At 67.5% G+C, this 24,630-nt stretch carries 26 protein-coding genes; 8 read left to right on the top strand and 18 right to left on the bottom strand.

The window, feature by feature from the left end; all coding sequences use genetic code 11:
* Positions 1-96: 96 nt before the first annotated feature.
* The 4 genes from Pth03_RS28315 to Pth03_RS28300 all read right to left on the bottom strand — a co-directional run bounded on the left by Pth03_RS28315 (position 97) and on the right by Pth03_RS28300 (position 3,626).
* Positions 97-1,074 carry a zinc-binding dehydrogenase gene (locus Pth03_RS28315; RefSeq protein ID WP_203947462.1) on the bottom strand — a complete coding sequence of 326 codons (978 nt, stop codon included), beginning with the start codon at positions 1,072-1,074 and terminating at the stop codon, positions 97-99.
* Positions 1,071-1,370: a hypothetical protein gene (locus tag Pth03_RS28310; RefSeq protein ID WP_203947461.1), complete on the bottom strand. Its 300-nt coding sequence runs from the start codon at positions 1,368-1,370 to the stop codon at positions 1,071-1,073. The genes Pth03_RS28315 and Pth03_RS28310 overlap by 4 nt, the downstream gene beginning before the upstream one ends.
* 15 nt (positions 1,371-1,385) lie before the next feature.
* Positions 1,386-2,327 carry an NmrA/HSCARG family protein gene (locus tag Pth03_RS28305; protein ID WP_203947460.1) on the bottom strand — a complete coding sequence of 314 codons (942 nt, stop codon included), beginning with the start codon at positions 2,325-2,327 and terminating at the stop codon, positions 1,386-1,388.
* A gap of 159 nt (positions 2,328-2,486) precedes the next feature.
* Complete coding sequence (locus Pth03_RS28300) at positions 2,487-3,626, bottom strand: GDSL-type esterase/lipase family protein (RefSeq protein ID WP_203947459.1); 1,140 nt, start codon at positions 3,624-3,626, stop codon at positions 2,487-2,489.
* 192 nt (positions 3,627-3,818) lie between these two features.
* On the opposite strand from Pth03_RS28300, the gene Pth03_RS28295 reads away from it, so the two are divergent.
* Positions 3,819-4,277 (top strand): MarR family winged helix-turn-helix transcriptional regulator, encoded by a 459-nt coding sequence (locus Pth03_RS28295; protein ID WP_203947458.1) that lies wholly within the window; start codon positions 3,819-3,821, stop codon positions 4,275-4,277.
* A gap of 89 nt (positions 4,278-4,366) precedes the next feature.
* On the opposite strand, the gene Pth03_RS28290 is transcribed toward Pth03_RS28295, so the two are convergent.
* Entirely contained in the window at positions 4,367-4,894 is a 528-nt protein-coding gene (locus tag Pth03_RS28290) for an anthrone oxygenase family protein (RefSeq protein ID WP_203947457.1), read from the bottom strand.
* A 94-nt stretch (positions 4,895-4,988) separates the two neighbouring features.
* Here Pth03_RS28290 and Pth03_RS28285 point away from each other — a divergent pair, with 94 nt between their 5' ends.
* Positions 4,989-5,654 (top strand): TetR/AcrR family transcriptional regulator, encoded by a 666-nt coding sequence (locus Pth03_RS28285; protein WP_203947456.1) that lies wholly within the window; start codon positions 4,989-4,991, stop codon positions 5,652-5,654.
* A 176-nt stretch (positions 5,655-5,830) separates the two neighbouring features.
* Positions 5,831-7,222, top strand: coding sequence for an MFS transporter (locus Pth03_RS28280; RefSeq protein WP_203947455.1), 1,392 nt, complete (start codon positions 5,831-5,833; stop codon positions 7,220-7,222).
* A gap of 121 nt (positions 7,223-7,343) precedes the next feature.
* Here Pth03_RS28280 and Pth03_RS28275 read toward each other — a convergent pair whose 3' ends face one another.
* Together Pth03_RS28275 and Pth03_RS28270 are read right to left on the bottom strand one after the other, a co-directional pair.
* A complete protein-coding gene (locus tag Pth03_RS28275; RefSeq protein WP_061254041.1) occupies positions 7,344-7,712 on the bottom strand; it encodes a VOC family protein in 369 nt (122 codons plus the stop codon).
* A 464-nt stretch (positions 7,713-8,176) separates the two neighbouring features.
* Positions 8,177-8,413 (bottom strand): bacteriocin immunity protein, encoded by a 237-nt coding sequence (locus Pth03_RS28270; RefSeq protein WP_203947454.1) that lies wholly within the window; start codon positions 8,411-8,413, stop codon positions 8,177-8,179.
* A 163-nt stretch (positions 8,414-8,576) separates the two neighbouring features.
* On the opposite strand from Pth03_RS28270, the gene Pth03_RS28265 reads away from it, so the two are divergent.
* A complete protein-coding gene (locus Pth03_RS28265) occupies positions 8,577-9,140 on the top strand; it encodes a GNAT family N-acetyltransferase (protein WP_203947453.1) in 564 nt (187 codons plus the stop codon).
* Positions 9,141-9,219: 79 nt separating this feature from the next.
* Here the strand turns inward: Pth03_RS28265 and Pth03_RS28260 are convergent, their stop codons facing one another.
* Both Pth03_RS28260 and Pth03_RS28255 read right to left on the bottom strand, forming a co-directional pair.
* Positions 9,220-12,600, bottom strand: a complete 3,381-nt coding sequence (locus Pth03_RS28260) for a DUF4153 domain-containing protein (protein ID WP_203947452.1) — start codon at positions 12,598-12,600, stop codon at positions 9,220-9,222.
* A gap of 26 nt (positions 12,601-12,626) precedes the next feature.
* Positions 12,627-13,316: a response regulator transcription factor gene (locus Pth03_RS28255; RefSeq protein WP_203947451.1), complete on the bottom strand. Its 690-nt coding sequence runs from the start codon at positions 13,314-13,316 to the stop codon at positions 12,627-12,629.
* A 142-nt stretch (positions 13,317-13,458) separates the two neighbouring features.
* On the opposite strand from Pth03_RS28255, the gene Pth03_RS28250 reads away from it, so the two are divergent.
* Positions 13,459-13,944 (top strand): hypothetical protein, encoded by a 486-nt coding sequence (locus Pth03_RS28250; RefSeq protein WP_203947450.1) that lies wholly within the window; start codon positions 13,459-13,461, stop codon positions 13,942-13,944.
* 25 nt (positions 13,945-13,969) lie between these two features.
* On the opposite strand, the gene Pth03_RS28245 is transcribed toward Pth03_RS28250, so the two are convergent.
* Positions 13,970-14,431, bottom strand: a complete 462-nt coding sequence (locus Pth03_RS28245; RefSeq protein WP_203947449.1) for a GNAT family N-acetyltransferase — start codon at positions 14,429-14,431, stop codon at positions 13,970-13,972.
* 193 nt (positions 14,432-14,624) lie between these two features.
* Here Pth03_RS28245 and Pth03_RS28240 point away from each other — a divergent pair, with 193 nt between their 5' ends.
* Complete coding sequence (locus Pth03_RS28240) at positions 14,625-14,963, top strand: Imm51 family immunity protein (protein WP_203947448.1); 339 nt, start codon at positions 14,625-14,627, stop codon at positions 14,961-14,963.
* A 41-nt stretch (positions 14,964-15,004) separates the two neighbouring features.
* On the opposite strand, the gene Pth03_RS28235 is transcribed toward Pth03_RS28240, so the two are convergent.
* From Pth03_RS28235 to Pth03_RS28205, 7 genes are all read right to left on the bottom strand, one after another.
* Positions 15,005-16,888, bottom strand: coding sequence for a hypothetical protein (locus tag Pth03_RS28235; RefSeq protein ID WP_203947447.1), 1,884 nt, complete (start codon positions 16,886-16,888; stop codon positions 15,005-15,007).
* Positions 16,873-17,673, bottom strand: coding sequence for an ABC transporter ATP-binding protein (locus tag Pth03_RS28230; protein ID WP_203947446.1), 801 nt, complete (start codon positions 17,671-17,673; stop codon positions 16,873-16,875). Before Pth03_RS28230 ends, Pth03_RS28235 begins: the two co-directional genes overlap by 16 nt.
* A 747-nt stretch (positions 17,674-18,420) precedes the next feature.
* On the bottom strand, positions 18,421-18,906 hold the full coding sequence (locus tag Pth03_RS28225) for a DUF302 domain-containing protein (protein WP_203947445.1): 486 nt from the start codon (positions 18,904-18,906) through the stop codon (positions 18,421-18,423).
* A 39-nt stretch (positions 18,907-18,945) separates the two neighbouring features.
* Positions 18,946-19,857: an NmrA family NAD(P)-binding protein gene (locus tag Pth03_RS28220; RefSeq protein ID WP_203947444.1), complete on the bottom strand. Its 912-nt coding sequence runs from the start codon at positions 19,855-19,857 to the stop codon at positions 18,946-18,948.
* 75 nt (positions 19,858-19,932) lie between these two features.
* Positions 19,933-20,847 carry a haloalkane dehalogenase gene (locus Pth03_RS28215; protein WP_203947443.1) on the bottom strand — a complete coding sequence of 305 codons (915 nt, stop codon included), beginning with the start codon at positions 20,845-20,847 and terminating at the stop codon, positions 19,933-19,935.
* Between the two features lie 27 nt (positions 20,848-20,874).
* On the bottom strand, positions 20,875-21,612 hold the full coding sequence (locus Pth03_RS28210; protein WP_203947442.1) for a hypothetical protein: 738 nt from the start codon (positions 21,610-21,612) through the stop codon (positions 20,875-20,877).
* 219 nt (positions 21,613-21,831) lie between these two features.
* Entirely contained in the window at positions 21,832-22,446 is a 615-nt protein-coding gene (locus Pth03_RS28205) for a TetR/AcrR family transcriptional regulator (RefSeq protein ID WP_203947441.1), read from the bottom strand.
* Positions 22,447-22,750: 304 nt separating this feature from the next.
* Between Pth03_RS28205 and Pth03_RS28200 the strand changes: the two genes are divergently transcribed.
* Entirely contained in the window at positions 22,751-23,764 is a 1,014-nt protein-coding gene (locus Pth03_RS28200) for a Rossmann-fold NAD(P)-binding domain-containing protein (RefSeq protein ID WP_203947440.1), read from the top strand.
* A gap of 25 nt (positions 23,765-23,789) precedes the next feature.
* On the opposite strand, the gene Pth03_RS28195 is transcribed toward Pth03_RS28200, so the two are convergent.
* Positions 23,790-24,377 carry a winged helix-turn-helix transcriptional regulator gene (locus Pth03_RS28195; protein WP_203947439.1) on the bottom strand — a complete coding sequence of 196 codons (588 nt, stop codon included), beginning with the start codon at positions 24,375-24,377 and terminating at the stop codon, positions 23,790-23,792.
* A 126-nt stretch (positions 24,378-24,503) separates the two neighbouring features.
* On the opposite strand from Pth03_RS28195, the gene Pth03_RS28190 reads away from it, so the two are divergent.
* A partial coding sequence (locus Pth03_RS28190) for an SDR family NAD(P)-dependent oxidoreductase (protein ID WP_239119434.1) occupies positions 24,504-24,630 on the top strand: 127 nt, incomplete at its 3' end.

Raw genomic sequence — 24,630 nt, 5'->3', positions numbered from 1 at the left:
CCATCACTCCCATCGGAATCACAGCCTGACAAACTCGCCCTTGTACCGACCTCAGCGAAACGATCGACTGAATACGCGCCGAGAGCTGCTGCGGCATCAGAGCTCGATGATGAACCGGCTTCCTTCATGGGACTGCTCCGCGGCCTCGTGCGCGCCGACGATTCGCTCCAGCGGAAAGTGTCCTCCGACGGGGAGTTCGAGGTCGCCGGCGGCGATCGCCGCAGTGAGCTCGGCGGCCGCCTCCTCGTTCGCCCGCTGCGGGAAGTCGTCGTTGCTGATCAGCCGGATGCTGATGTTCTTGAAGGCCAGCGGCCAGTACGGGATCTCGGGCCGGGCATCGGCCGTCGCGTACGTCGCGATCACGCCGCCGGTCTGCAGCAGGTCCGCATACACGTCGATGCCGGTGTCGAAAGCCATGTCCGCAACCCGATCGATGGGTTCGTTGCCGGTTTCTTCCAGTACGCGGCTCGCGAAGTCTCCACCGGCCGCAACGGCGTGGTGCGCTCCAGCAGCGAGGGCTTCCTTGATCTGGTGGCTGTGTCGCACGGAGGCGATGACCGTGGCTCCTCCGCGGCGGGCGACCGCCACAGCGGCTCGTCCCACGGCGCCGAGAGCGCCCGTCACCAGAACGCGAGCGCCGTTCACGGGCCCGTCGGCGAAGATCGCCCGGTGGGCGGTGATCCCCGGAATGCCGAGCGCGGCCACGGAGCGGAAGGAAACACCGTCGGGAATCGGCACGGCATGCTCAGCCGGTACCACGGTGAATTCCGCCGCGGTGCCGTACGGCCGATAGGACTGAGCCAGGTAGACCCAGACTCGTTGCCCTATCCGGCCCTGGTGGACACCGGCGCCGACCGCGTCGACCACGCCGGCGCCGTCACCGTGCGGGACGACGCGCGGGAACGGCATCGGACCGAACGCGCCTGCGCGCTTGCCGAGGTCGCCGGCGTGTACTCCGGACGCGGCCACCCGTACGCGCAGCTCACCGGGTCGCGGTTGCGGGGTGTCCATCTCGCCGACCTGTAGCACGGTGCGGGCCGGCCCCTGCCGTTCGTACCATGCGGCACGCATCATCCGTTCATCTCCTCGCGGGCCTCGCCCTCTTCGGAGCTGACCAGCTCATCGATCAGTGCGAAGAAGGCCTGGATGCCCGGCAGATTCCCGCCCTTGGCGCGCGACTCGGCGAAGTCCTGGCTGCTTCGCCAGAAGACGATGTCGACCCACTCCTCCTCGGAGACCCGAATGAGCCGGGCGTCGAGGAAGCCGCTTCGATCCGCCTGGAAATCGCGGATCATGGCGGGACGTGCCGCGTACAGCGCTTCCGCGTTCGCAGCGGCTACTCGGAATCGCGTGATCTCTACTGTTTGCATGTCTCCCCCGATGTCTCACACAGAGAGTTCGTCTTTGTGGTCGGCCAGAAATTCAGTGAGCGTCTGCACGCTCGGGTCCAGGTCGCGTGTGATCTCCAGATCGCGGGCTCCGGTGTACGCCTCGGAGAATTCCCCGTAGTACTGGAACATGTTTCCGATCTCCACGGCCCCCGGGAAGCCGAGGTTGCGCACGTCTTCGTACGGCATGGGCCGGAAGACGACGGGCTCGCCGAGGACCTCGCTGAATGACTCCGCGATCTGCTCTCCGGTGAGGTACTCACCGGCGACGCCGATCGTGCGGCCGACGAACTCCGCCGGCCGGTGGAAGATCCCGACAACGGACTTGCCGATGTCGGTGGCGGCGATTCCGGCGACCGGGCTGTCCCCCACCGGCAACGCCAGCACGGGGGTTCCGTCCTCGTCGCGTTTCGGCAGCCACGCCGTGAGCAGGTTGTCCCAGTAGAAGGACACACGCAGGTAGGTCGTCGGAAGATCCGCTTCGGCGAAGAGCCGGTCCGCCTCAGCGCCCTTGACGTCGAAGTGCGGAACCTTGTACTTCGCGTCGAGGATCGGCATCCGAGGATCCTCAAGGTCGATGGCGTCCCTCGTGTCCTCCAGCGTCGACCAGACTACGTGGCTCACCTTCGTCGCCTTCGCCGCCGCGATGAGGTTGCGGACCTCTTCGAGCTCCTTCTCCGCCGACAGGTGGTTCCAGAAGGGCGTGACCAGGAAGGTCCCGTGGGCGTCGTCGAACGCGCGGATCAAGCTCGGAAGGTCGTAGAGGTCGGCCTGGACGACTTCGGCACCCAGGTCGGCCAGTTGCCGCGCCGCCGGGGACTGCGGGTCGCGAGTCAGCGCCCGGACCGCGAACTCCCCGTCATCGAGCAGCGCCCGCACGGTGGCGCCGCCCTGAGCGCCCGTGGCGCCCACTACCGCGATGACTCTCTTGCTGTTCATGTCTCTCCTCGTTGTTCAGCAGCAGTGCTACACGTCGATAATAAGTCACTAATCTTGATTGTCAAACTTACTTACTACTTTGCCCGCCGAACGCGCCTCGCAGCATGGGAGGGAGTTCGTACGGCCACGGACGACCGGGCCCGAAATAGATCTAGTCCGCTACCGGGCGAACACCGCGGCACTGATCGCCTGGGCCATTGCGGCCGCGCCCGCATCGTTAGGGTGCAGGTGGTCGCCGCTGTCCAGGCCGGGGTCATAGCGCGTGGGACGGGACGGGTCACGCAGGGCGGCGTCGATGTCCAGCACCGCCGCGAACTCCGCGGTGCCACGTATCCAGGCGTTGACCTCGTCCCGGACCCGGTCGCCCTGGGCTGTGTGAAAACCCTCGTAGACGGCGCCTTCGGTGGGCGGGAGCGTCGCGCCGATCGGGACGACTCCGGCCGCCCTGGCACGGCGGGCCAGGGCGTACAGGCCGTCGACGATCTCCCGTGCCTCCGGCCGGGGCCGGCCGTCCATTGTGGCCAGTCCGATGTCATTGGTGCCCAGCTCGATGATGACGTGCGAGACACCGGGCACGTCCAGCGCGTCACGCTGGAACCGGGTCAAGCCCGCCTCGCCGGCGCCGTCGCGCAGCAGCCGGTTGCCACTGATGCCGAGATTCAGCACCGGGACGCCCAGCCGCCGGGACAGGTGGTCGGGATAGCGCCGGTTGGCGCCGGAAGTAGTGCCGGTGCCGTCGGTCAGCGAGTCGCCGAAGGCGACGACGACAGGTGTGTGCGCGCCGGGACCGAGGACGTCCACACCGGCGATCCAGAACAATGAGCCGATCTCATCCGCATTCGGCGTCTGCTTCTCTGCGGCGGTGTTGCCGCTGGTCACATAGCCGGTCTGGAGCGCAAAGGGGTGAAAGGTGGCCAGGCCGGTAGAACCTGGCATGTAGAGGCTGACGGCCAGTTCGGAGTCGTCCTCTGGGGCGAAGTTCACCGGGTCGGTCACGACGGACTCCCCCGCCGGGATCGTCACGAACTTCGCGCCGCCGAAGGTCACCACTGTGTCGGTCGGCACCGCGATGCTTCCTCCGCCCGTGTGGGCGGCCACCCGCAGTTCGCCGACGACAAGCGGTTCTTCGCCGAAACGGTTGGACAGATGCAGGCGCAAACCGGAGCCGCCGCGGTGCAAATGGATGATCTGCCGGAACGTCTCGTCGTGGAACCGCCGGGCGGGGACGAATGCGAGCGTGTCGTACGAGCTGACCAGTGCGGCTCGATGCCCCACCGACCAGCGCTGATCCGAATTCATCTGCGAGTCCAATCCTGCAGGTCGCGCGCCGCGCAGAAGTCGCCGGCGTCATCTGAGGTCGAAGATCGTGCCGCTCCAGATGAGGGCGGTGTGGTCGCCGTGGCTGAAGCCGGCACGCAGTGGCGATGCACACGGTATAGTCAACATAATTGATAGTCAATATCAGTGACGAATTGTGGAGGGGATGACCTGATGCGACGCAGCACACGCAAGGAGGAGAGCCCCGACTTGGGCATACTCACCAGTCGGGTCCTTTTCAGTGTGCAGAAGGAGATGTTCGAGACTCTCGGCCTGAGGGGGCATCCCCGGGTGCGGCCCCGGCATGGCGCGGTGATGGCCTACCTCGACGCGGAGGGCAGCCGGGCCACCGACCTGGCCCACCAGTCAGGCCAGCACAAGCAGGTCATCGGAACGCTCGTCGACGAGCTCGCCGAACTCGGATACGTACGGCGCGAGCCCGACCCGGAGGACCGGCGGGCCAAGCTGATCGTGCCCACAGATCTCGGGCTGGACATGATGTCCGTCTCCGACGCCATCATGGCCGACATCGAGCGGCGGCACGCGCTGGTGGTGGGCGAGCAGGCCTACGACGAATTCAAGCGGATCTTCCACAAGGTCGCCGATCTCCAGCTCGGCCGCGGCAAGGACTGAGGACCGTATGGCCCTCGATTCCCCGGCATGGCTCCGGAGCCGCCTGGCGTGCATAGCCCGCGAGCTCCGCGTGATGCGTCCCGATCGGGTCAGGCGCGGACGGTCGCCCCTGCCGCCGTCTGCTGCGCCGTGGTGGCGCCACCGCTGCTGCCCCGGTCGGCCGCCTGCGCGACCAGGAGCGCGGCGAAGGCCAGCATCGCCAGCGCGGTCCGGACGGTGTGCAGGCCCCACCAGTGCCGGCGGATGTCCGCAAAGTCGGAGGGCGGTTGGTCGGCGGTCCAGGAGTCGGCGAGGCGGTTGAGCGGATCCATCTGGGTCACGGTGAGGATGATGACGGCGATCACCAGGAGCGCCGCTGCGACGCTGAGCCCGAAGACGAGCGCGCCGTGCCGATAGGACAGGACCGACGTGACCGCGAGCAGGGCGAGGGCGCTGAGCAGCAGCGGCGGCATGGCCCGGCCGTAGTCGGTGTTCAGCGCCTGCCAGTACGGCACGTACGAGGCGGCCGGCAGGCGGGTCAGCGAGGGCGCGAGCAGTATGAAGACGGTGCCTCCGGCGAAAAGGCCGACCAGCAACGTCGCCGCCGGGCGGGTGATCGTCAGCAGCAGTGAAGGCATCGTTCCGACCTTCCGGGTCGATATCCGAGCATCTCTAGAATGAGATGCTTTCATTAGAAGACGTTCTAGTCAATTGTCTGGCACGATGGTCGCGATGAGCGAACAGACCAGGCGGCGATACCAGAGCAATCTGCGGCGGGAGCACGCCGAGGCGACCCGCCAGCGGATCGCCGACGCCGCCCGCGCCCTGATGCTGGAGCGCGGGTACTCCGCCACGACCATGGCCGACGTGGCACAGGCCGCCGGAGTCGCCGTACAAACGCTCTACTCGGCCTGCCCCGGCGGGAAACCCGGGCTCGCCAAGCTGGTCTATGACGTGACTCTCGCCGGCGATGGCCGGCTCATCCCGCAGAGCGCGCGGTCGCAGGTCCAGGCGATCATCGCCGAGCCGAACCCGGTGCGGAAGCTGGCGCTGTTCGCGGAGATGGCCGTGGGCATCTACGAACGGATCGGCCCGGTGCACCGAGTACTGCGATCCGCCGCGGCGGCCGGCGGCCTCACCGACCTGATGGCCGGCACGGAACAGCAGCGGCGGACCGGCAGCCGAGAACCTGCCGAGCACCTGGCCGCGACCGGTTTCCTGCGCGCCGGGTTGTCCGTCGACCGGGCCGCCGATCAGATCTACGCCCTGACCTCGATCGAACTGTTCGAGCGGCTCACCGACGTCTGCGGCTGGAGCTTCTCCGAGTGCCGGGACTGGCTGGCGCGCACCCTCGCGGACGCGCTGCTCGAACGTGCCGGCGGGCCCGGCGAGGGCTGATCAGCGCCTTCCTTGCCCGGCGGCCACGGGAACAGGGCAATCGGCGCCAGGTCAGCCGCCGAGGCCGGGCCGGCGATCGACATCGGGCGCGGCACGACTCCGCTTCACCTGCTGTTCTCCTTCGCGTGCGAAGGTGACGCCGCGCACAGCGTCGGCGTCGCAGGGAGGGTGATCGCGTGTCCCAGCCCGGTACGACCTCCGCCCCGGGGCGGACTCCCGCATGGCGCTACGCCATCGGGATGTTCGGCACCTCCATCCCGATCAACATGATCAAGGGATCGATGATCCTCTTCTACGTCGACATCCTCGGGCTCGACGTTCGCGCCTACGGCGTAGTCATGGTGATATATGCGGTCATCGACGCGTTCGACAACCCGCTGCTCGGCCACCTCTCCGACCGCACCCGAAGCCGGTTCGGAAGGCGCCGGCCGTGGCTGCTCGTCGGGGCGCCGATGCTCGCGGCCTGCATGATCGCATTCTTCTCGGCGCCAGCCTCTCTGCAGGGCATCGGCCTCCTGCTCTGGTTCGCGGTGTTCGCCATCCTGTGCGAGGCCTTCGACTCGATGCTCAACGCGAACTACGGCGCGCTGCTCCCCGAGCTGTACCCGCAGGAGCGCGACCGCGCCGTCGCCAACAGTCTGCGCCAGGGCTTCCAGCTCGTGGCCCTCGTGATCTCGCTCGCGGTCACCCCGTTGCTCACGACGAAGGTGTTCGGCACCGAGGAAACCACCGAAGGCTTCCAGATCACAGCGATCATCTATGGCGCGGTCGCGCTCGTCGTGATCGTGATCATGGCGCTCGGCGCGCGCGAGAATCCACGCTACTCCACGCGCGAGCAGCCGCTGCTGCTGCGCAGCGTATGGTCGATCGTGCGCAACCCGATGTTCTGGACTGTCGGGCTCACCGGCGCCTGTTACGGCATAGCCATGGCGCTCGTACTCTCGGGCATCCAGCTTTACGTGCGCTACTCGCTCGGGCTCCCGGTCGAGAACGCGCTCTACCTTCAGGGCATCGTCATCCTCATCTCGGCGGGCGGCCTCGCGGTATGGACGCGCGTCGTCGCACGCCGCGGCGCCCTGTGGACCTGGCGGCTTGCCTTCGCGGTCCTCGCGGCCGGCTTCGCAGCCTTGTTCTTCGCCACCGACCTCGTTACAGCGATCGCCGCGGGGGTGCTCGTCGGTGCCGGGTGGTCGGGGATGCTCGCAACGAACGACCTCATCGTCGCGCGCGTGCTGGACGCCGACGCCGCGCGCGACGGGGAGCACAGGGAAGGGCTCTTCCTGTCCGCATTCGGCTTCTTCAGCCGGCTCAACGGGATCGTGACGGGACTCGCGCTCACATCGCTGGGCGTGTTCTTCGGCTACAACTCGGGCGACGACCCCGGCACCGACACGGGGCTCGCGTTCCGGGTGTACCTGTGCGTGTACCCGTTCGTGCTGACGGCGATCGGCGCGATCGCGGCGCGACTCATCTCGGTCCCGATCGAGACGCCGCCCGTGGCGGCTGCGCCGGTCGAGCCGCCGCCCGCCGGCCCCATGAACGAGTCCGCCGCGGAGGGCGACCGATGACCCGTCGCGTCGTGATCAAGGCCGAGATCCCGGCCGCGAGCCCGGTGCCGCATCGCGGCAGAAGAGGGCATGTTCGGTGGGACGCGCATGCGTGCTCCGGAGCGTGGACGAAGCGGTGAGTTCAGCGGGATTGGTGGCAGACTGCCTCGACGTTGTTGCCATCGGGATCGCGTACGAAGGCGCCGTAGTAGTCCGGGTGGTACTCCGGCCAGACTCGCGGCTCATGCAGGACCTCCGCGCCGGCGCCGATGGCCGCGGCGAAGAAGGCATCGACGAACTGGCGGTCGGTTGCCGTGAAAGCGATGTGCGACTCGCGGAAACCGTCGCCGGTCGACTGCTGACCAATCCAGAACGTGGGGCGGTCAACGCCGTATCCGATGACTGGACCGAATTCCATGATCCGTCGGCCGCCGAGCGGCGCCAGAACAGCGTCGTAGAAGGCCGCGCTCTTAACGAGATCTCCGCACTGAATCGACAAGTGATCAAGCATGGCGGCAGTCTGCCAGACGGCACCGACAGCAGCGAGGGCATCGAAACAGCAGCATGATCGAGCGTCCGCGTCCTCCGCGGCATCGTCGCGCGGTCGCGCGCACGGCGGCAGATCAGTATGTGCGTCGTCGGTCCGAGATATTCCGGTGCCATGGTGTACGTCCCACGCGACGAACCGCTCCCGGACGTACTCATCGGCCTGCCGACGCCTGAGCGCGAGAAGTTGTCTCGCAGCGAGGTGAAGTTGCTCGATGACCTCGATCGGCTCGTCCGGCGAGGCTCTTGGCCAGCGCACCAGCCGTGATTGGCGGAGCGGCTTCGGCACACTCTTCTTCGGCACGACAGCGCCCTCGGCGCTTGCCAGCGACGCCAGGAAATCCTGACGCACAGTGACGGAACCTCGCGTACCGCGCCGCGCTCGCCCTGCGGCAGATGCGGATGCGCTGTGACGGGACGGGCACGCCGTCAGAGTTCGATGGGGCGGTACGCGAGCGCCGCGTCGACCACTTGTTGGGCTGTCGGGTCGTGGTCGAACCCCTCGTGCTGTGGCCAGAAGATCAGGTCGGACACCCTCGGGTGCGGAACGCGTGACTCCAGGGAACGCAGCGCCTCATCCTGCTCTTTTTCGGTGCCCTGAGCCGACATGAGGAAGTCGACCAGGCGTATTAGTTCCGTTCGTTCCTCCGAAGAGATCTTGGTCATGGCTGATGCCTCCTTTCGGGCCCACTTTGTCCGTGGATTCTTTCATCGACGGCCCAGCGCAATTTTCCTCTCATCGGCAGAGCGGAGCACCTGTGCATGCTCCCGCCCGATCAGCGGCATGAGCAGATGTTGCCCGCTGTTGGTGCCGTACTACGCTGTAAGGATGATCGGTTCCGCCTCGCTTCCGGGGGGCGTCCTACTGCGTCCACTGGACGTCGGCGACGCACGTGCACTGCTCGACGCGTACATCCGCAGTCGTGAGCATCTGCATCCCTTCGACCCGGTGCGACCTGACTCGTTCTGGACGCTTGCCGGCCAGCAGAGTCGGCTCGACGAGATGGTGCAGCAAATGAAGGAGGGCAGGCTACTGGCCTGCGCGATGCTGCGAGACGGTCGTGTGTTGGGGTGTGCAACGCTCAACACGATCGTGCTCGGTCCTTCTTGTAGTGCAAATCTGGGGTACTGGGTGGAGCCCGCCGAGGTCGGACGCGGCCTGGCAAGCGCGGCTGTTGCAGCGCTTTGCCAGATTGCTGACCAGGAACTCGGTCTGCACCGGATCCAAGCAAGTACGAGCCCGTCGAACGTCGCCTCGCAGCGCGTACTGGTTAAGAACGGATTCGAACAGTGGGGGACGGCGCCCAAGTACCTGCACATCAACGGTAGATGGCAGGACTCCTATCTGTTCCAGCGGATCCTCAACGATCGGCCGCCAAGCTTCGGTTCATGATTTTGGCCTGCGTGAGCCGGGCGTCGCCCAACGGGCGGGAGAGGCTCAAGAGGGGAAAAGCCGCATCGAAGGCCGCCGCTCAATCGACGGTGCGCGGTACGCCCTCCGCGCAGGAGACGGCCGACAACGGTCGTTTGGCGAGCACGTCACGGGCCTGCTCTCTGGCCAGGTTCCACCCGTTCCAGGGATCCGGCTGCGACAGGTGGTTGACGGACACCACGTCGCGGAGAACGCAGCTACGGATGGGTTCGGGCAGACGATCCAGAGTCGGTACGGCCTCCGCCCCCAGATCACCCAGATAGTCGTGGTCCAGGCGGTAGACACCCCGGACGGTCAACTGCGTCTCCGCGACCCGGACATCGGGGTTCCACACCGCGAACGCCAGCAGGCAGATCCCGGTGACCATGACGAGCGTGCGCGGCAACCACGCCGTACCCCGGTTCGAGAGCCACACCGCTCCCGCGATCAGAGCCAGTACGAACACGGCGGCGAGCCACCAGATCGTCGCCCCGACCGAAGCCCGCAAGCGGGTCCAGCCGTACGCGCCGGTGTAAAGACCGAGGCGGTGCAGCGCGGAGGCGAGGATGACCAGCGTGAACGCGCACAGCAGGCCCAGCAGTACGGCGAGCAGTCGCTGGTCCTTGCGGCCCTTCGGCCCGAACAGGCCCACCATGGCCCCGACGATCCCGAGCACGAAGACGCTGACGGTCACGAGCTCGAAGAAACCCGACCTGGCGTACTCGGCGTAGGTCAGCCCGGCCGTGGACAACACCCTGCGGTTTCCGCCGAACAACACGGTGATCTGCACGGCCACAAAGGACGCGAACAACACGTCAAGGCCTACCAGGGGGATGACCCAGACTGTCCGGCTGACGGATATCCGCAGGTCGGGGCCTGCCGGCTCGGCCACCGGACGGAGTGCCACCAGCACGGCCGCGGCCGCGCCCACCGCGAACACGATGAACAGGAAGATCCGGACCGGCAGACTCGACGCCCAGTCGGGAGCCTGGAGCACCTCGCTCGCGAACGCGGAGAAGACCGCGTCGGCGGAGACGAACAGCACGCCGAAGACGAGGAGCAGCACCAGGGTGATTCCGATGCTCACCAGGAGCGGCAGCACCCGCCTGTGCCTGATCAGCCGCTTGGTCGGCGCCTGCAGGAACCACGGCAACGGAAAAACCGCGAGGACGACCGAAAGCCCGCCTCTCAGCGCACTGAGCCAGCCGGCCCCCGCACCGGAGATGCCGAGCGCCGCGATGCAGAACGCCGCCGTCAACAGCGGCCATACGAGCCAGTCCGCGTCGCGGAACAGGGCGACCGACACCAACGCGTAGGCCATGATCCCGAACGCCACGGTCCACGGCGTAATCCGTTGGCGACCCGTGGCGATGAGCGCCGGGAAGACGCCCGCTCCCAACGCGATCGCCGTGATCACCAGTCCCAACCCGGTCGCCGCGTACGGCAGGGCCAGCGCGGCGACGAGGCCGACGGCGCCGGCGGCCAGGAGCAGCCATCGTGGCGCGTCGGGTAGCTCCGGCCGTGGGAACAAGGGGGGTGGCACGTAGGAGGGTGGTGGTGGCCCCAAATACGCGCCCCCAGACGCGGGCGACCCATGCCGGGACGGCGGGTACGGGGCTCCGTCGTACGGATGTGACTCATGCGCGGGTGGCGAGTGGCGCGCGTCCTTCGCGGGCGCGGCAGGACCCGCGGACCCGTCGCTCCCCGGCTCGGCATCTTTCAGCCTGGCGTCTCTCAGCTCGGCACCCGCGGGCTCAGCGCCCCCAGACGCGTCTGTCCGCTCGGCACCTGCCGACCTGGCACCTTTCGACTCGCCAGCACCCGACTCGCCACCACCCGGCTCGATCGGCGCCAGCCCACGCGTCCTCGCACCGGGGGCCTCCGCGGGGCCGGTCCCCGTCCCGAACGCAGCGTCGGCACTGGCACCGGTCGGAATCGCGTCGGTATCGACCGTGTCCGCGTTCTTCTCCGTACGATCCTCGGCGCCCTTCACCCTGCCCTTGAGCTCGCCCGCCGGTGCCCCCGACATCCCGTCGCTCATATCTCCCATCGCCCCTCCCACGCGACCGGTGGCACCGGTCGCATCCCGTTCCGCCGTCCCCATCACGGCCGTCGTCTGAAGCTCCTCCGTAAGCACTCGCGCCGTCACACCGGTCCGGACGACGGCCGCTGCCGCGCGACCCCCACCGGGTGCCTGTGCCGGCCCCTCTGTCGGCACAGGCCTCGGCTCGGGCGTCAGTGCGGGCCTCGGCTCGGAACCCGGCGCAGGTCCTCGCCCAGGCGCTCCCTTCGTCCTGTTCTCTCCGTCCGATTCCGGTGTCGCCGAAGGCGCGCCGACGAACCTCCCGGGAAGGACGACGACCATGCGGCAGCCGCGGCCCCGGCGCCGCACATCAGGAATCTGCGCAGTGGAAACCTGTGCCTCGGACGGCGAAGGATCAGGCAGCCGAGGATCAGTCACCCCGGAATCACGGCCGGACTCCACATCGGAGTCCGGCTCGGCCGCACGGATCGAGCCGCCATGAAGCTCGACGATCTCCCTGGTGATCGCAAGGCCCAGCCCGGCGCCTCCCGCGTCGGCCGCGCGGCCGGCGTCCAGGCGGGAGAACCGCTCGAAGATCCGTGTGCGCTCCGCGTCCGGGATGCCGGGCCCGCGGTCGATGACGCTGATCTCCAGATCGCTCCCCGACGACCGCGCTTCGAGCCGTACCGTCTCGCCGGGAGGGCTGTGCCGTACGGCGTTGTCGAGCAGGTTCGCCAGAACCTGGGCGAGCAGCGCCGGATCGGCGAGGACCGCCGTTCCGTGCGGCACGTCGCTCTCCACCGTCACACCTTCGCGCGCGAGGCCGACCTCGTTCACGGCCTGCCGGCACAACGACCTGAGGTCGAACACCTCCGCCTCCAACGGGCGGGCGCCTGAGTCGAGCCGGGAGAGATCGAGCAACTGGGCGACCAGGCGGCCCAGCCGCTGCGTCTGGGCGAGCGCCGTACCGAGCGTGTCGATGTCGGGCTCGGACACCCCGTCGACGACGTTCTCCAGCACGGCCTGCAGCCCGGTGATCGGTGTCCGCAGCTCGTGGCTGACGTTGGCCACCAGTTCGCGCCGCTGCCTGTCCACCTCGCCGAGGTCGGCGGCCATCGCGTTGAACGCCCTGGCGAGCTCGCCCACCTCGTCCCGGGAGGTCGCCGACACCCGCATGCCGTACCTGCCCTTGGCGACCGTCTGCGCGGCGGCGGCCATCTCCCGAAGCGGCTTGGTCATCCCCATCGCGAGCAGCTGCACCATGATCAGCGCGAGTACGGCGGCGATCGCGATGCGTACGCCGCGCGGAAGCCCGGCGTTGATCCCAACCTCGTTGACCACAAAGGCCGTCACCACGGCGAGCACGATCACGATGCCGAGCTTCACCTTGATCCGGCCGAGAAAATCGAGGGGCCGCATGCCCCCACCTCCATCCCAGCGGACGATCACGGACGTACGAGCGCGTAGCCGACGCCATGGACGGTACGGACGACGTCGGGGCCGAGCTTCCTCCGCAGCGCCCGGACATGGCTGTCCACGGTCCGCGTCGCGGCCCCCTCTGCGAACCCCCAGATGTCGGACAGCAAGCGCTCACGCTCGAACACCTGACCCGGCCGCTCAGCGAGCCGCCTGAGCAGGTCGAACTCGGTCCTGGTCAGCTGCGCCTCAACCCCCCTGACGAAGACCCGCCGCTCGGCCGTGTCGATCTCCACCTCGCCCACCCGGATCACGGCGTCCTCATGGGCGAGCTGGCTGGCCCGCTCGACCCGGCGCAGCAGTGCGTCGATCCTGGCCACCAGCTCTCGCATGCTGAACGGCTTGGTCATGTAGTCATCCGCGCCCACGCCCAACCCGACGAGCACGTCGGTCTCCTCACCGAGCGCGGTCAGCATGAGGACCGGCACCGGACGCGCCGCCTGCATGCGGCGGCAGACCTCCAGCCCGTTCAGTCCGGGCAGCAGCCGGTCGAGGACCACGACGTCGGGTTCCACCTTGGCGTAGGCCGCCAGCGCCTCCTCCCCGTCGCCCGCGACGCGCACGTCGAAGCCTTCCGCGGCCAGCCGGATCTGTACGGCTCTCGCGATCGTCTCGTCGTCCTCGACCACAAGGACGCGACGCTGCTGGGGGGTAGCCATGGCGAAAGCGTAGGCCTCGGCTGTGCACGGACTCCTTCGTGAAATGTGCAGATCCTGTGCAATCACCTCCCCCGCCTCAGCTGGGTCGATGGTTTCGGTTCCTAGTTACAGGTAGTCCGAATATGACCTGAAGGGGGCACCGATGGACCGTCAGACCAAACCCGAGCTCATGTTGATCGTCGACATCGACCGGCCGCACCGTGTGGCCATCTCCTTGACCGAGATTCCGCGCAGGTCCATCAATCTGCCGAGCACCGAACCGAAAGGGTGCCGTTCTGGCACGCCCGCCGGCGCGGAGCCCGACCCGATGACGACGTCGCCCACCTTCGCCACGAACCGGATCAGCCGTCGTCGCTGCGCGGCGACATCGCTTCGGGCCGTTCCGCCGTCGCTCGATACCGGCCAGCACAGTCTCGTCCGTGGTGACCACGGTGGTGTGCAGGTATTGAATGAGAGGCCCCACGGTGCCGCCGTCACGGTCAAGCAGCCGCAGGAACGCCTGCGTACGATCCGAGTCGTGCAGTGTGATGGTCCTGGTCCGCCGATCGTGAGTCTCCCATCGCCCAAGGTCGGCGATCGCGGGTGCCATGGCAGAGGCCCTCACGTGTGCATCCGCGCAGCGGCATGACAGGGCGTATAGAAAAGCGCGAGCGCTAAAGGCTCTTCGTCATGAAGACGCTGTTGGGGTCTTCGGTGTAGGAGCCGAATGGAGAGCAGAGAACGAACCCTGCCTTGGCATACAGCGCTCTCGCTGGGGCGAAGAACTTCATGCTGCCGGTCTCCAGGGAAATCCGGCGGATGTAGCGTCCTCGAGCATCCTGCACGAGGTGCTCGAGGATCCGGGTAGCGATTCCCTGACCTCGTCGCTCCGGATCCGTCCGCATGCTCTTGAGTTCCTCATGCCCCGGCTCCAGTGCTGCGAGAGCGCCCGTCCCCACAATCTCTTGGCCGACGGAGGCGACCCACAGGCGGACGTCTGGTGTCTGCAGTCCACTGAGATCCAGTGCATGTCGGCTCTCTGCAGGGGCTGTGAGCGCGAGGTCATCAAGATGCGCCCGAAGAAACGCACCAAGGTTGGGGGCAGTAAAGTCGGCACGCTCGATACTCAGGTGCATAGTGGCATGCTGCCGGGACCTTGTTTCGGCTACGTTTCGCGCAGCCAGTGACAGGCACCACGTCGACGTCCTGTCACCGGCGGAGCCGGGCGACTGGGAGGCCCGACCTGGCGAGCGCGCGACTCGCAGCAGAAGAGTACGTGGCCGACGAGCGCGCCTTGCAGCTCGTGATCGAAAGTGGCACCATGCGCCGATGCATCCACTGAGGCTGATCGAGTCGACCCCGGGAAAGTACGCACTGTTGCTGGACGCGGGAACCACGCAGGTAGACAACGTGATCGAGGAGCTCGGTCACGAGCCGAACGGATATTTCTGGGAAGGCGTCGCGCAAGTGCTCGTCAGCGTCGAGGCCCCTGCCCTGGAAGGCCGGTTCTCATACGATCCCGAAGGCAGCATGTTCTGCGCGTACGGAACGGACCGAAGCGCCCTGGAGGAGCTGGCCACCCGGATGGCGACCATCGCGACAGACGCCGACCGCATGCGGCAGCTCGTCGCAGCCGCCAAGGCGGACGGTTTCGAGTTCGACGACTGACTCGCCTGCTTCAGAGCAGCGAACGACAAGCCCGCTGGTGTTCAGACGGATTCGAGCTTTTGGCTCTGTCCGGGCGGGGGCACGGTGGAGTCGCCGCTGCCGTCGTCAGGCGGGGATGATGGTTTCTTGGCGAAGGTCAGCTTTATGGCGATGTAGTACAGGTAGGAACCGAGGAGGACCATGACGATGGCGCTCGGCCACTGGAGGGGACCGGCAAGGTAGAGCGGCAGGAACCACGACTTCACGTCGAGCCCGACCAGCAGGAAGATCACCGGTACGATCCCCTGCGGGAAGAGCGCGATCGAGCCCAGCGTCCAGCCGGTGAGGGCGATCCACGCGTCACGCTTCGGCATCTCGATCTTGATCGACTTGCTGTTGCGCCCGGTGCGCATGAGGAAGAGCATCTCCGGGCCGCGTACCCGCAGGCTGCGGATCGCCACCCGCCCGAGCCACCAGGCGAGGAAGACGCCCGTGGCCACACCCACCGGAACGGCCGTCCACAGCAGGAACGCGTTGTCGTAGACGGTGCCGAGCGTGAGGAACGTGGCCGGCGGGATCCCGGTCAGCAGGCCGCCCCAGAACAGGAGGTTGGCCTGGCCGGTCGTGTCGCCGTGCTCCAGCGGATTGTCGGGGCGCTTGTGGGCGTCGGGACCGGGCGCGATCGCCACCACGGAGATGAGCGCGCCCAGGCCGGCCTGCCCGCCGAGCATCGCCGGAGTCAGGGCCAGCACCCAGGGCCAGGCGTAGGCGAGTCCGCTCCATGCGGTGAAGACCACCGCGATGACGAGGGTGATCGGGCCGAAGATGAGCAGGTAGGCCAGTTGCCTGCCGCGCAGGTCCGCACGTTCGCTGCCGGTGAGCAGGGTCATCCACAGCGCGGTGCCGTCCAGGCCGTAGATGTTGCACATGGCGGCGCCGGCCATGACGGCGAGTGCCGGTGCGGCCCAGGGCAGCAGCAGCTTCTCGTCGAAGGTGAGTGGCAGCAGGGTCGTGCCCAGAGCCCAGACCAATGGGACGAACACCGTCTGGGTGCGCAGGGGGTCACGCCACCAGGTGCGCAGTTCCTTACGCACGACCGTGCCGGTCTGCCCGGCGAACAACCCCCTGCTGGAGACGGCGGCGTTGCGCGAGCCGCGGATGGTGATTCGGGCTCGCCGCGGGGTGCCGAGGCTGTGGCTCCAGCCGAGCAACAGCAACACGATGAGCAGGGCCAGCCCGGCGAGTGCGGCGAGCGCCAATCCCCAGTCACCACGGGCGGCCGACTCGACGGCGACGAGACCCCACCCGGACGGGATGGCCCGCACCGTGGTGGAGAAGCCGTCCCCGAAGCCGTCGTTGAGCACGCCGGAGACCTGGATCGCCACTGCGATCATCCAGCCGGACTGGGCGAGGACCATCATCGCGGCGATGAGTACGCCGGTGAACGCGGCACCGATCCGGGACTTCGCCACGACACCGAAAACGACCATGGCGACTCGCGACAGCAGGACGACGAAGGCCAACTGCAGGAAGACGGCCGGCACCGCGACGAGCGCGGGCACGATGCCGAGGCGAGCGCCGTAGACGATCAGGCTCACGAACGCCAGGAACGTCACGGCCGTGGTGATGGCGACGAAGCCCGCGAAGAGCAGTCCGACGGCGAGTTTGCGCTGCGGTACGGACAGCAACGCGAAGTGGTCGACGCGCAGCACCGTGGAGCCGCCCCAGACCGGTCCGACGATCCACCCGAGCATCCACATGACGTAGACCGCGGCGAGCAGGTCGGCCATCACGGCCAGGGGGATGCTCTCCAGCAGGCTCAACCAGATCGTGGCGACCGCGAAGACGATCCCGAAAAGGCCGCCGATGATCATCCAGGCGGCCTTACCACCCGTCATGGAGTGACGGATGATCACCAGCTTCATCCGGATCAGGACGCCAGCCACGACAGGCCCTCCCGGTTGCCGGCCTCGACGTCCACCAGGCGGACGAACGTCTCCTCCAGCGTGCGGTCGCCACGAACCTCGTCGAGGGGACCGGCGGCGACGACCTTGCCCTTGGCCATGACGGCGACGGTGTCGCACAACTGCTCGACCAGGGCCATGACGTGGCTGGACAGGACCACCGAACCGCCCGAAGCGACAAACCGCACCAGGATCGCCTTGAGCGCAGCCGCCGAGACCGGATCGACGGCTTCGAAAGGCTCGTCGAGCACAAGCAGCCTCGGCCCGTGCAACAGCGCGGTCGCGAGCCCGATCTTCTTGCGCATGCCCGTGGAGTAGTCGACGACCAACGTGCGCTCGGCGTCGTTGAGCTCCATGACGTTGAGCAGTTCCTGGGTCCGCTGAGCCACCACGTCGTCGGCGATGCCGCGCAGTTGACCGATGAACGTCAGGAGTTCCCGGCCGGTCAGCCGTTCGGGCATTGCGAGCCCGTCCGGCAGGACGCCCATGAGCGACTTCGCCTGGACCGGGTCCGACCAGACGTCCACGCCGAACACCTCGGACCGGCCCTTGTCAGGTCGGAGCAGGCCCACGGCCATCGACAGCGCCGTGGTCTTGCCGGCGCCGTTGGGTCCGACAAGGCCGAAGAACGAGCCTTGGGGAACGACCAGATCGACGTCATCGACCGCGACGTTGTCGGCGAAGACCTTATGAAGGCCTTCTAATCGCAGCGCCGGCTCCTCCCGCCGGGGTAACTCCTCGGAATCCTGGCTGGTCACTTGATCCATCACTACCCCCTGGTTGATCGTTGGTTACGCTACAGCTACGCAAATGCAAATTGAAGGGCTTCTTGTAACACCTCTCATGCCGATATCCGTTTCCGCACGAATTCTCTTCAGTGAAATACAGAGGTGCGGCCATGGGGCAGCGCGTCGAAAGCGGCCGTGTGCACGCTTAACTCGGACCGGCAGTTCACCCGCGCGCATGCCCGGGCGACGACCAGCCTGCGTTCGGCCCCGGCAGCATGCCATGTGCGAGCCGCCCGGCACTCAGCGCGCGTGGCGCCGATTTCGGGTTGCGGTGCAGCACCGCGGAAGAGCGCCGGTGGCTCGTGTGAGGGATAGGTACGACACATCCGCTCACCAATTCTGAGGGCCGGGCTCGACCTGCGTGAGTCACACCGGAAACGTCACCGCGGTCAGTTCCTCTGAGATCGTCCACAGCCGGCGCTGGGCGGCCACGTCGTAGGACTGGACGACCTTCGGGTGTCCCTTGCTCTCTTGGAAGCCCGCCGACCGTAGTTCCGGCCCCCTGGACGGACGGGTCGGTCACGGCGTTGCCGTCGAACCCAAACAAGAACGCCCCGAGGATCACTCGGGGCGTTTGGGCTGTTCAGGTTGCCGTGGTCAGGAGCGGGAACCTCTATCGAGTCCACGTCCTGGACGACGTGATCGGCCCCATGCTCGGCATCACCACGCCGCATGACATCACCTCAAACGGGCGATCCAGGCACCTCACTGACGTCGGGCACGCGTTCAAGCAGCTACCTCGCGGAGGGTGTCCTCAAGAAGGACGTCGAGGTCTTTAGCTACTGCGTCCACGTTCAGGTCGCCGAGCTGCCTGAAAACGTCGCTCGGACGGTCATATTCAAATGCGACTTCGCCTTCACGGCTTTCCCGCAGCAGGACGCGGAGGGGTGCGTAGAGGCCGGCGGACAGTTGATGGCGCGTCATTTTCGTAGCGGTCAGCGCATTTCCGCAGTCATACCTGAGGGCCTTACGGTCTTGGCCCCAGACCTTCAGCAGGATTCCATGATCGCGGACGCCCGCGATCACGAGAGGCGGCAGGCTCTCCAGCACCTCCATAGCGCGCTCGACCTGGCCGTACTGCAAGAGCACGAAGACGTTTTCATCGAGCCGGCCGAGCGCTTTCTCGAAAGCCGCTCTCGTATCCTCGAAAGACTTGTTCGACACGATTGTGATGTGCTGGATGGAGATCGTTCGTATGTTTACTTCCACCATTTGAGTATCCTTTTCGTCGGGGAATTCGTATTCTGTCGCTCATGTGCCGAAGGGGACGAAGTAAGGTCCGCTGACGCCGAAGTCGGGCTTGTTCTCGAGGACGAACTGTTCGACAGACAGCGGAGCGCGATGACCGATCTTCTCGACGTTGTCGTTCGTGCCGGCGAACACGCCGCTCTGGTAATCGATGGCGACGTTGCTCAGGTGCTGGATGCGGTGCGCGGGCATACCTCGTTCTGCCATGGCCGGGGCGAACTCCTCGACGCTGATCGGCTCGTAGTGCACCGGGATGCCGAGCGTGCTGGACATGACCCGGGCGATGTCATGGTGGTTCAGTTCGACCGGGCCGTGCAGGGTGTAGACCGCGCGGTCGTGCGGCTCGGGGTCGAGCAGCACCGCGGCGATCACATGTGCTTGGTCGGCCGAGGCGATCGGCGCGTGCCGGCCTTCGCCGAACGGAAGCCGTAGGTACCCCTCGCCGTCCCGCAGCTCCCACCACAACTTCAGCCACTCGGCGAAGAACGTCGGCCGCAGGTGCGCGGTGAGCAGGTTCGTCCGGTCGAGCAGGCGCTCGCACAGCCAGTGCTGCCGGGCGGCGTTGCTGCCCGCCTCGCGGCGGGCGGAGATCTGCGACATGTTGACCACGGACCGGACGCCGGCCTCGGTCGCGGCCTGGGCGAAGTAGGTGGTCGCCTCGATGAGGCCCGGGGAGATCGGGTGGCACAGGTAGGCGCCGGTGACACCCTGCAGGGCTCGGGTCACGCCGTCCAGGTCGTGGAAGTCCGAGACGACGACCTCGGCGCCGGCCTCCGCCAGCGAACGGGAGCGCTCGTCCTCGCGGTGCACCATCGCCCGGACGCGGTGACCACGCCGCAGCAGCAGGTCGATCGTGCTGCCCCCGGTCTTGCCTGTCGCGGCGGTGACCAGGAACAGCCTGTCATCGTTGGTCATCTGAACTCCTTTCGTAGAACTACGAGTGCTGTCAGCTCCTTCTCGGGGCCGCCTCACGGGCCCCCGAGATGCTGTTCACTCGGGCGAAACGGCATGCCGGTCCGGTCGGGTGCCACGGATGTCGCGTACGAAGTCCGCCACTGCGGCGCCGATCAGATCCGGGCTGTCTTCCTGGACGAAGTGCCTGCCCGGCACCGTCACCTCGGTCTGGTTAGGCCAGGTGCGGCAGAAATCGCGCGGGCCGCGGATCAGGAGCACGCCGGGGTCGGCGTTGACGAACAGTTTGGGCACCGTGGACGTGGCCAGCCATCGGCCGTACTCCTCGACGATCCGCACCACTTCGGCGGGTTCGCCGTCGATCGGGAGTTGGCGCGGCCAGCTCAACGTGGGGCGGCGGCTCTCGCCCGGGGTGAGGTAGGGCGTTCGGTAGACCGCCATCTCCTCCTCGCTCAGGTCCCGGAGGATCCCCCTCGGCAGCACCTGCTCGACGAACGCGTTGTCGGTGAGCACCATGGATTCGCCGGCGGTGGAGCGGAGAGCCTGGAAGGTCCGCCTTGAACTGTCCCGCCGGTCGTTCCAGGTCGCGGGAGCCACGATGGCTTCCATGTAGGCGATTCCGGCGACCCGGTCCTGGTTGTGGAACGCCCAGTCGAAGCCGAGTGCCGAACCCCAGTCGTGCAGGACGAGCACGACGCCGTCGCCGAGATCGAGGTGCTCCCAGAGCGCGAACAGGTAGTCCCGCTGCTCCTGATAGGAGTAGCGGTCCGGACCGGAGTCGGGCAGTTTGCCGGAATCGCCCATCCCGACGAGGTCGCAGGCGATCAGCCGGCCCAGCCCTTCGAGGTGCGGCATGACGTTGCGCCACAAGTAGGCCGAGGTCGGGTTGCCGTGCTGGAACACGATCGCACGGCCCTCTCCCTCGTCGAGATAGGCCATCCGAACCCCGTTGATCTCGGCGAACTTCTTCTCGGCGTAAGGACGGGTGTTCATCCTCGGCCTCCCTCGGGGCGGGTGCGGTCAGTCGGCGAAATCGACGGCGATGTCGGTGAAGTCGACGATGATGATCGGTGCGTGCCCGGGGTGGCCGTCCTCGACGGGGAGCACGTAGCGGTGCGTCGGGAACACCAGGCCGGACACAGTGCGGTGCGCTTCGGTGTAGTGGTGGGCGGGCCGGTTGCCCATGACATACGGCGCATAGTCGACCCTGCGCTGCAGCCCGGATTCGTCGTAGTGGAAGGTCTGTTCGGTGCTGTGGGTGGCGATGTGCCGGGGGAAGGTCACCCCGAGCCGCCGCCACCGCTCGCCGTCCACCTGCCGCGGCTCGAGTTCCTCAGTGTGGACACCGGGCAGCGTCAGCAGGTACGGAGCGGTGAGGTAGTTCCACATGCCGTACCCGCCGAAGTACAGGGCATGCAGTGGATCCCAGCGGGCGTCGCCGTCCCGGTCCGGGTAGGCCTCCCGTGGCGCGTGGCGTTCCTGCAGGACGGTGCCGTGCTGGTCCTCGATGGCGACATGGTCGGGCGTGTACACCCCGCGAAGCCCGGGGCCGGTGAAGCCGGTGAACACGGTGCGCTGCTCATTCACCTCGACCGCGACGTCCAGGCCGGCGAATATCTTCTCCTGGCCGAGTGCCGTCCAGGTCGGACCGCCCATGTTGAGCCGGGCACGGATCGTCTTGGCCTTGCTCCAGCGCTCGATCCCACCATGCGCCTCCAGGACCAGATCCAGCAGTCCGGGCCCCTCGGTCTTGTCCACGAAGCCTGACCTCCTCCCCTGCCCCGGCCATGCCTGCGTCGTCTCGACCGCCCGAACGAAGTCGCCGCGGCGCTCCGGCTGGATGGTGAAGGCACAAGGCCAGACTGGTTCACTAACTGAACTACCCCTGCCAGACAACGTAGCACGCCATCAGTTCAGTGAGTGAACCACCATGGTACGGACTTGTCCGTACCATGAGACTGATCTTTTCGGCGAGGATCAGCGGGACGTCGCCCCTGCTTCCGCCGCGGCCTGTCGGGCGGCGTTCACCGCGCCCAGCATGATGCGGTCGGCCGCGCGGACCGCATCCGCCCGACTCAGGCGACCGCTGGTGACCTCGCGGGCCAGCGCCTCGGCGGCGCCGACGACGCCGAGCATCAGCGTCATCCCCTCGCTTTCCGGCAGCGACACGAAACGCTCCACGGCGCGCAGGTAGAGCCCGGCGTAGCGCTCCCGCCCCTCCCTCAGCAGTTCCTCGGTACCGGCGATCGAGGAGAGCGCCGCGGTCACCACGCCGAACTCCTTACCGACGTGCAGTACGCAGTCGATGTACGCCTCGGCCAGGATCTGTACGGCCTCCTCCAGCGAACCGACTCGCGCGCGCAGTGCCGTGTTCGCCGCTTCAATCTGCTGGTCGTCGACGCGCCGGTAGAGCGCGGTCAGCAGTCCCGTCCGGGTCTCGAAGTGCTCGTAGGCGACCGGCTTCGTGACGCCGGCCTCCTCGGCGACCCGGGCAAGTGTCAGCCCGTCGGCGCCCTCGGCCCGGACGATCGCCATCGCCGTGTCGAGCAGCTGCAGGCGTCGCTTCTCGCGCGACAGCCGTCGTCCGGCCACGTGTTCCTCCGCCCGCTGCCGACAACCTACGGAAAGTAGCTTACTTTGCAACGGTCACCGCTCCCCCCTGCTCGCCGCCGTACGGGGTCACCCCCATAGCGGTGTCTCCCTGGAGCAGGCCTCCTCGGAGTGGCCTTGACAAGCAACCTACCAATGGTAACTTACCATGAGTAAGTTACTTCGTCGCCCGACTCGGGGCGGGACCCCGGCGTTCCGGTAACCCGGCGCGCGAAGCGGCCGGTGCGTGCCGCGCCTCCCGCCTAGGGCGACGTACCTCTCCTTCTCTGCCTTCGGGAAACACATGATGCATCGCATACTTATCGTCGGCGGCTACGGGCTCGTCGGCGGATGGACCGTCCGTCACCTGCGTGCGGCAGGGCACGGCGTCGACGTGGTGATCGGCGGGCGGCGGCCCGCCGAGGCCGCCGCACTGGCTCGCGAGTGTGGAGCAAGCGTCGTGAAGCTCGACGCTGCCCACGCGGAGACCGGACTGGCCGCGGCAGGGCCGGTCGACCTGGTCGTCTCCTTGGTGCAGGACCCGGACGACAACCTGCTGAGGGCGGCGCTGCGGGCCGGATCCGCGCACCTCGGGATCGTGCGCAAGGCGGACAACGTCGGCCGCACCATGATCGCTGCAGCCGACCTGGCGCAGCGGCCGGCCCTGATCATGGGCCACTGGCAGGCGGGGGTCACGACGTTCGCCACGCTGGCCGCCGCGCAGGGGTTCGGCCGGGTCGAGCGCATCGAGCTCGCCGCCCTGTTCGACCGGACCGACCCCACCGGGCCGATGACCACCGACGACAGCGAGGCCTTCTTCAACCGGGCACTCCTCCGCCGCGGCGGACGTTGGGAGACGGTCGAGCCGGCGGGCAACATCCGCACCATCGATCGGGGCGGCCCGCCGGCGTTCGACGCCCAGCCCATGGGCGTCCTCGACGTCCCGGCGCTGGCGGCGGTCACCGGCGCACCGAACGTCCGCTTCGACCTGGGGATCGGCGACTCGTACGGCACGCTCGCCGGCGGGACGGCGTCCCATGAGATCTATGCCGACCTGTGGGGCCGGGACGAGCACGACGCGCCGGCGGCTCTGCGCACGGTGGTGAGCGACCCGCTGGGGCAGGCCCATCTAACCGCCCTCGGAGTGCTCATCGGCATCGAGCGCCTCCTCGGCCTGGACGGCGCCCTGCCTCCGGGGGCCGGCGTGGTCCTCCCCGAAACGGCGATCGACCCGGTACGCGCGCTGGCCCGCCTGCGCACGTTCGGCGTCGGCATTACCAGCGTCCCCCTCCCGCCGGCCCCCTCAGGCACAGCGGACTGATCGCACATGCGCGCGCACCGGGCGATCACCGGTGCGCGCGTTCGGCTGCGCGCGTCGCGCTGAGTTCTCCTTCGGCGGCCGAGAGTGTGCGCGGTCGCATGATCGGCTCGAGGAGTCGGTGTGGCGTGTTGATCGCGCCGGACACGGGATCGTGGTCGGAGTCAGTCAGATCGAATCCGGGTCCGGGTTCGATCCGGATCTCCGGGACCGGGACGACCAAACCGCAATCTTCGCAGCGTCCATCGTGGTCGAGAAGACCTCCGTCCTGATCGTGGCGCTCGGCGCGCTTCACTCCAGACGGAGAGTAGAACGCGTCCCCCCAGTTCATCAGAGCACGCACGACCGGCCACAGTGCGACGCCCTTGGCGGTCAGCCGGTACTCGACACCTCCGGTCGCATCATCGTCACGTATGAGCACGCCTTCCTTCACAAGGAACTTCAGCCTGTTGGTCAGGACGGCGCGGGGGATCTTCAGCTGATTGGCGAAGTCTCCGAATCGACGCACCCCGAAGAACGCGTCGCGGATGATGAGGAGCGTCCACCGCTCTCCGACGATCTCCAACGCTCGTGCCACTGAGCAGTTGCGGTCCGCGTAGGTGCTCGGGAGTGTCATGTTGCGATTCTATCTGCCCCGGTTCACTCATTGAACTTGCGCGTGCTACGGTCTCCACCAGCAGTAGTTCAGTCAGTGAACTCAGCCGTGACCCATGCTCATGACACACCAACCAAGGGATATGAAGTGAGCGAGAAGATCGTCCTCATCACCGGAGCCAGCAGCGGAATCGGCGCCGCCGCCGCACGGCGTCTCGCCTGGTCGGGGCACCATGTGGTGCTCGGCGCCCGCCGCACCGACCGGCTCGCCGCCC

It is taken from the genome of Planotetraspora thailandica (genome assembly GCF_016863335.1).
In the GTDB taxonomy this organism is placed as follows: domain Bacteria; phylum Actinomycetota; class Actinomycetes; order Streptosporangiales; family Streptosporangiaceae; genus Planotetraspora; species Planotetraspora thailandica.
Note: the sequence above shows the minus strand (reverse complement) of the source record. Positions and strands in the feature narration are given on the sequence as shown.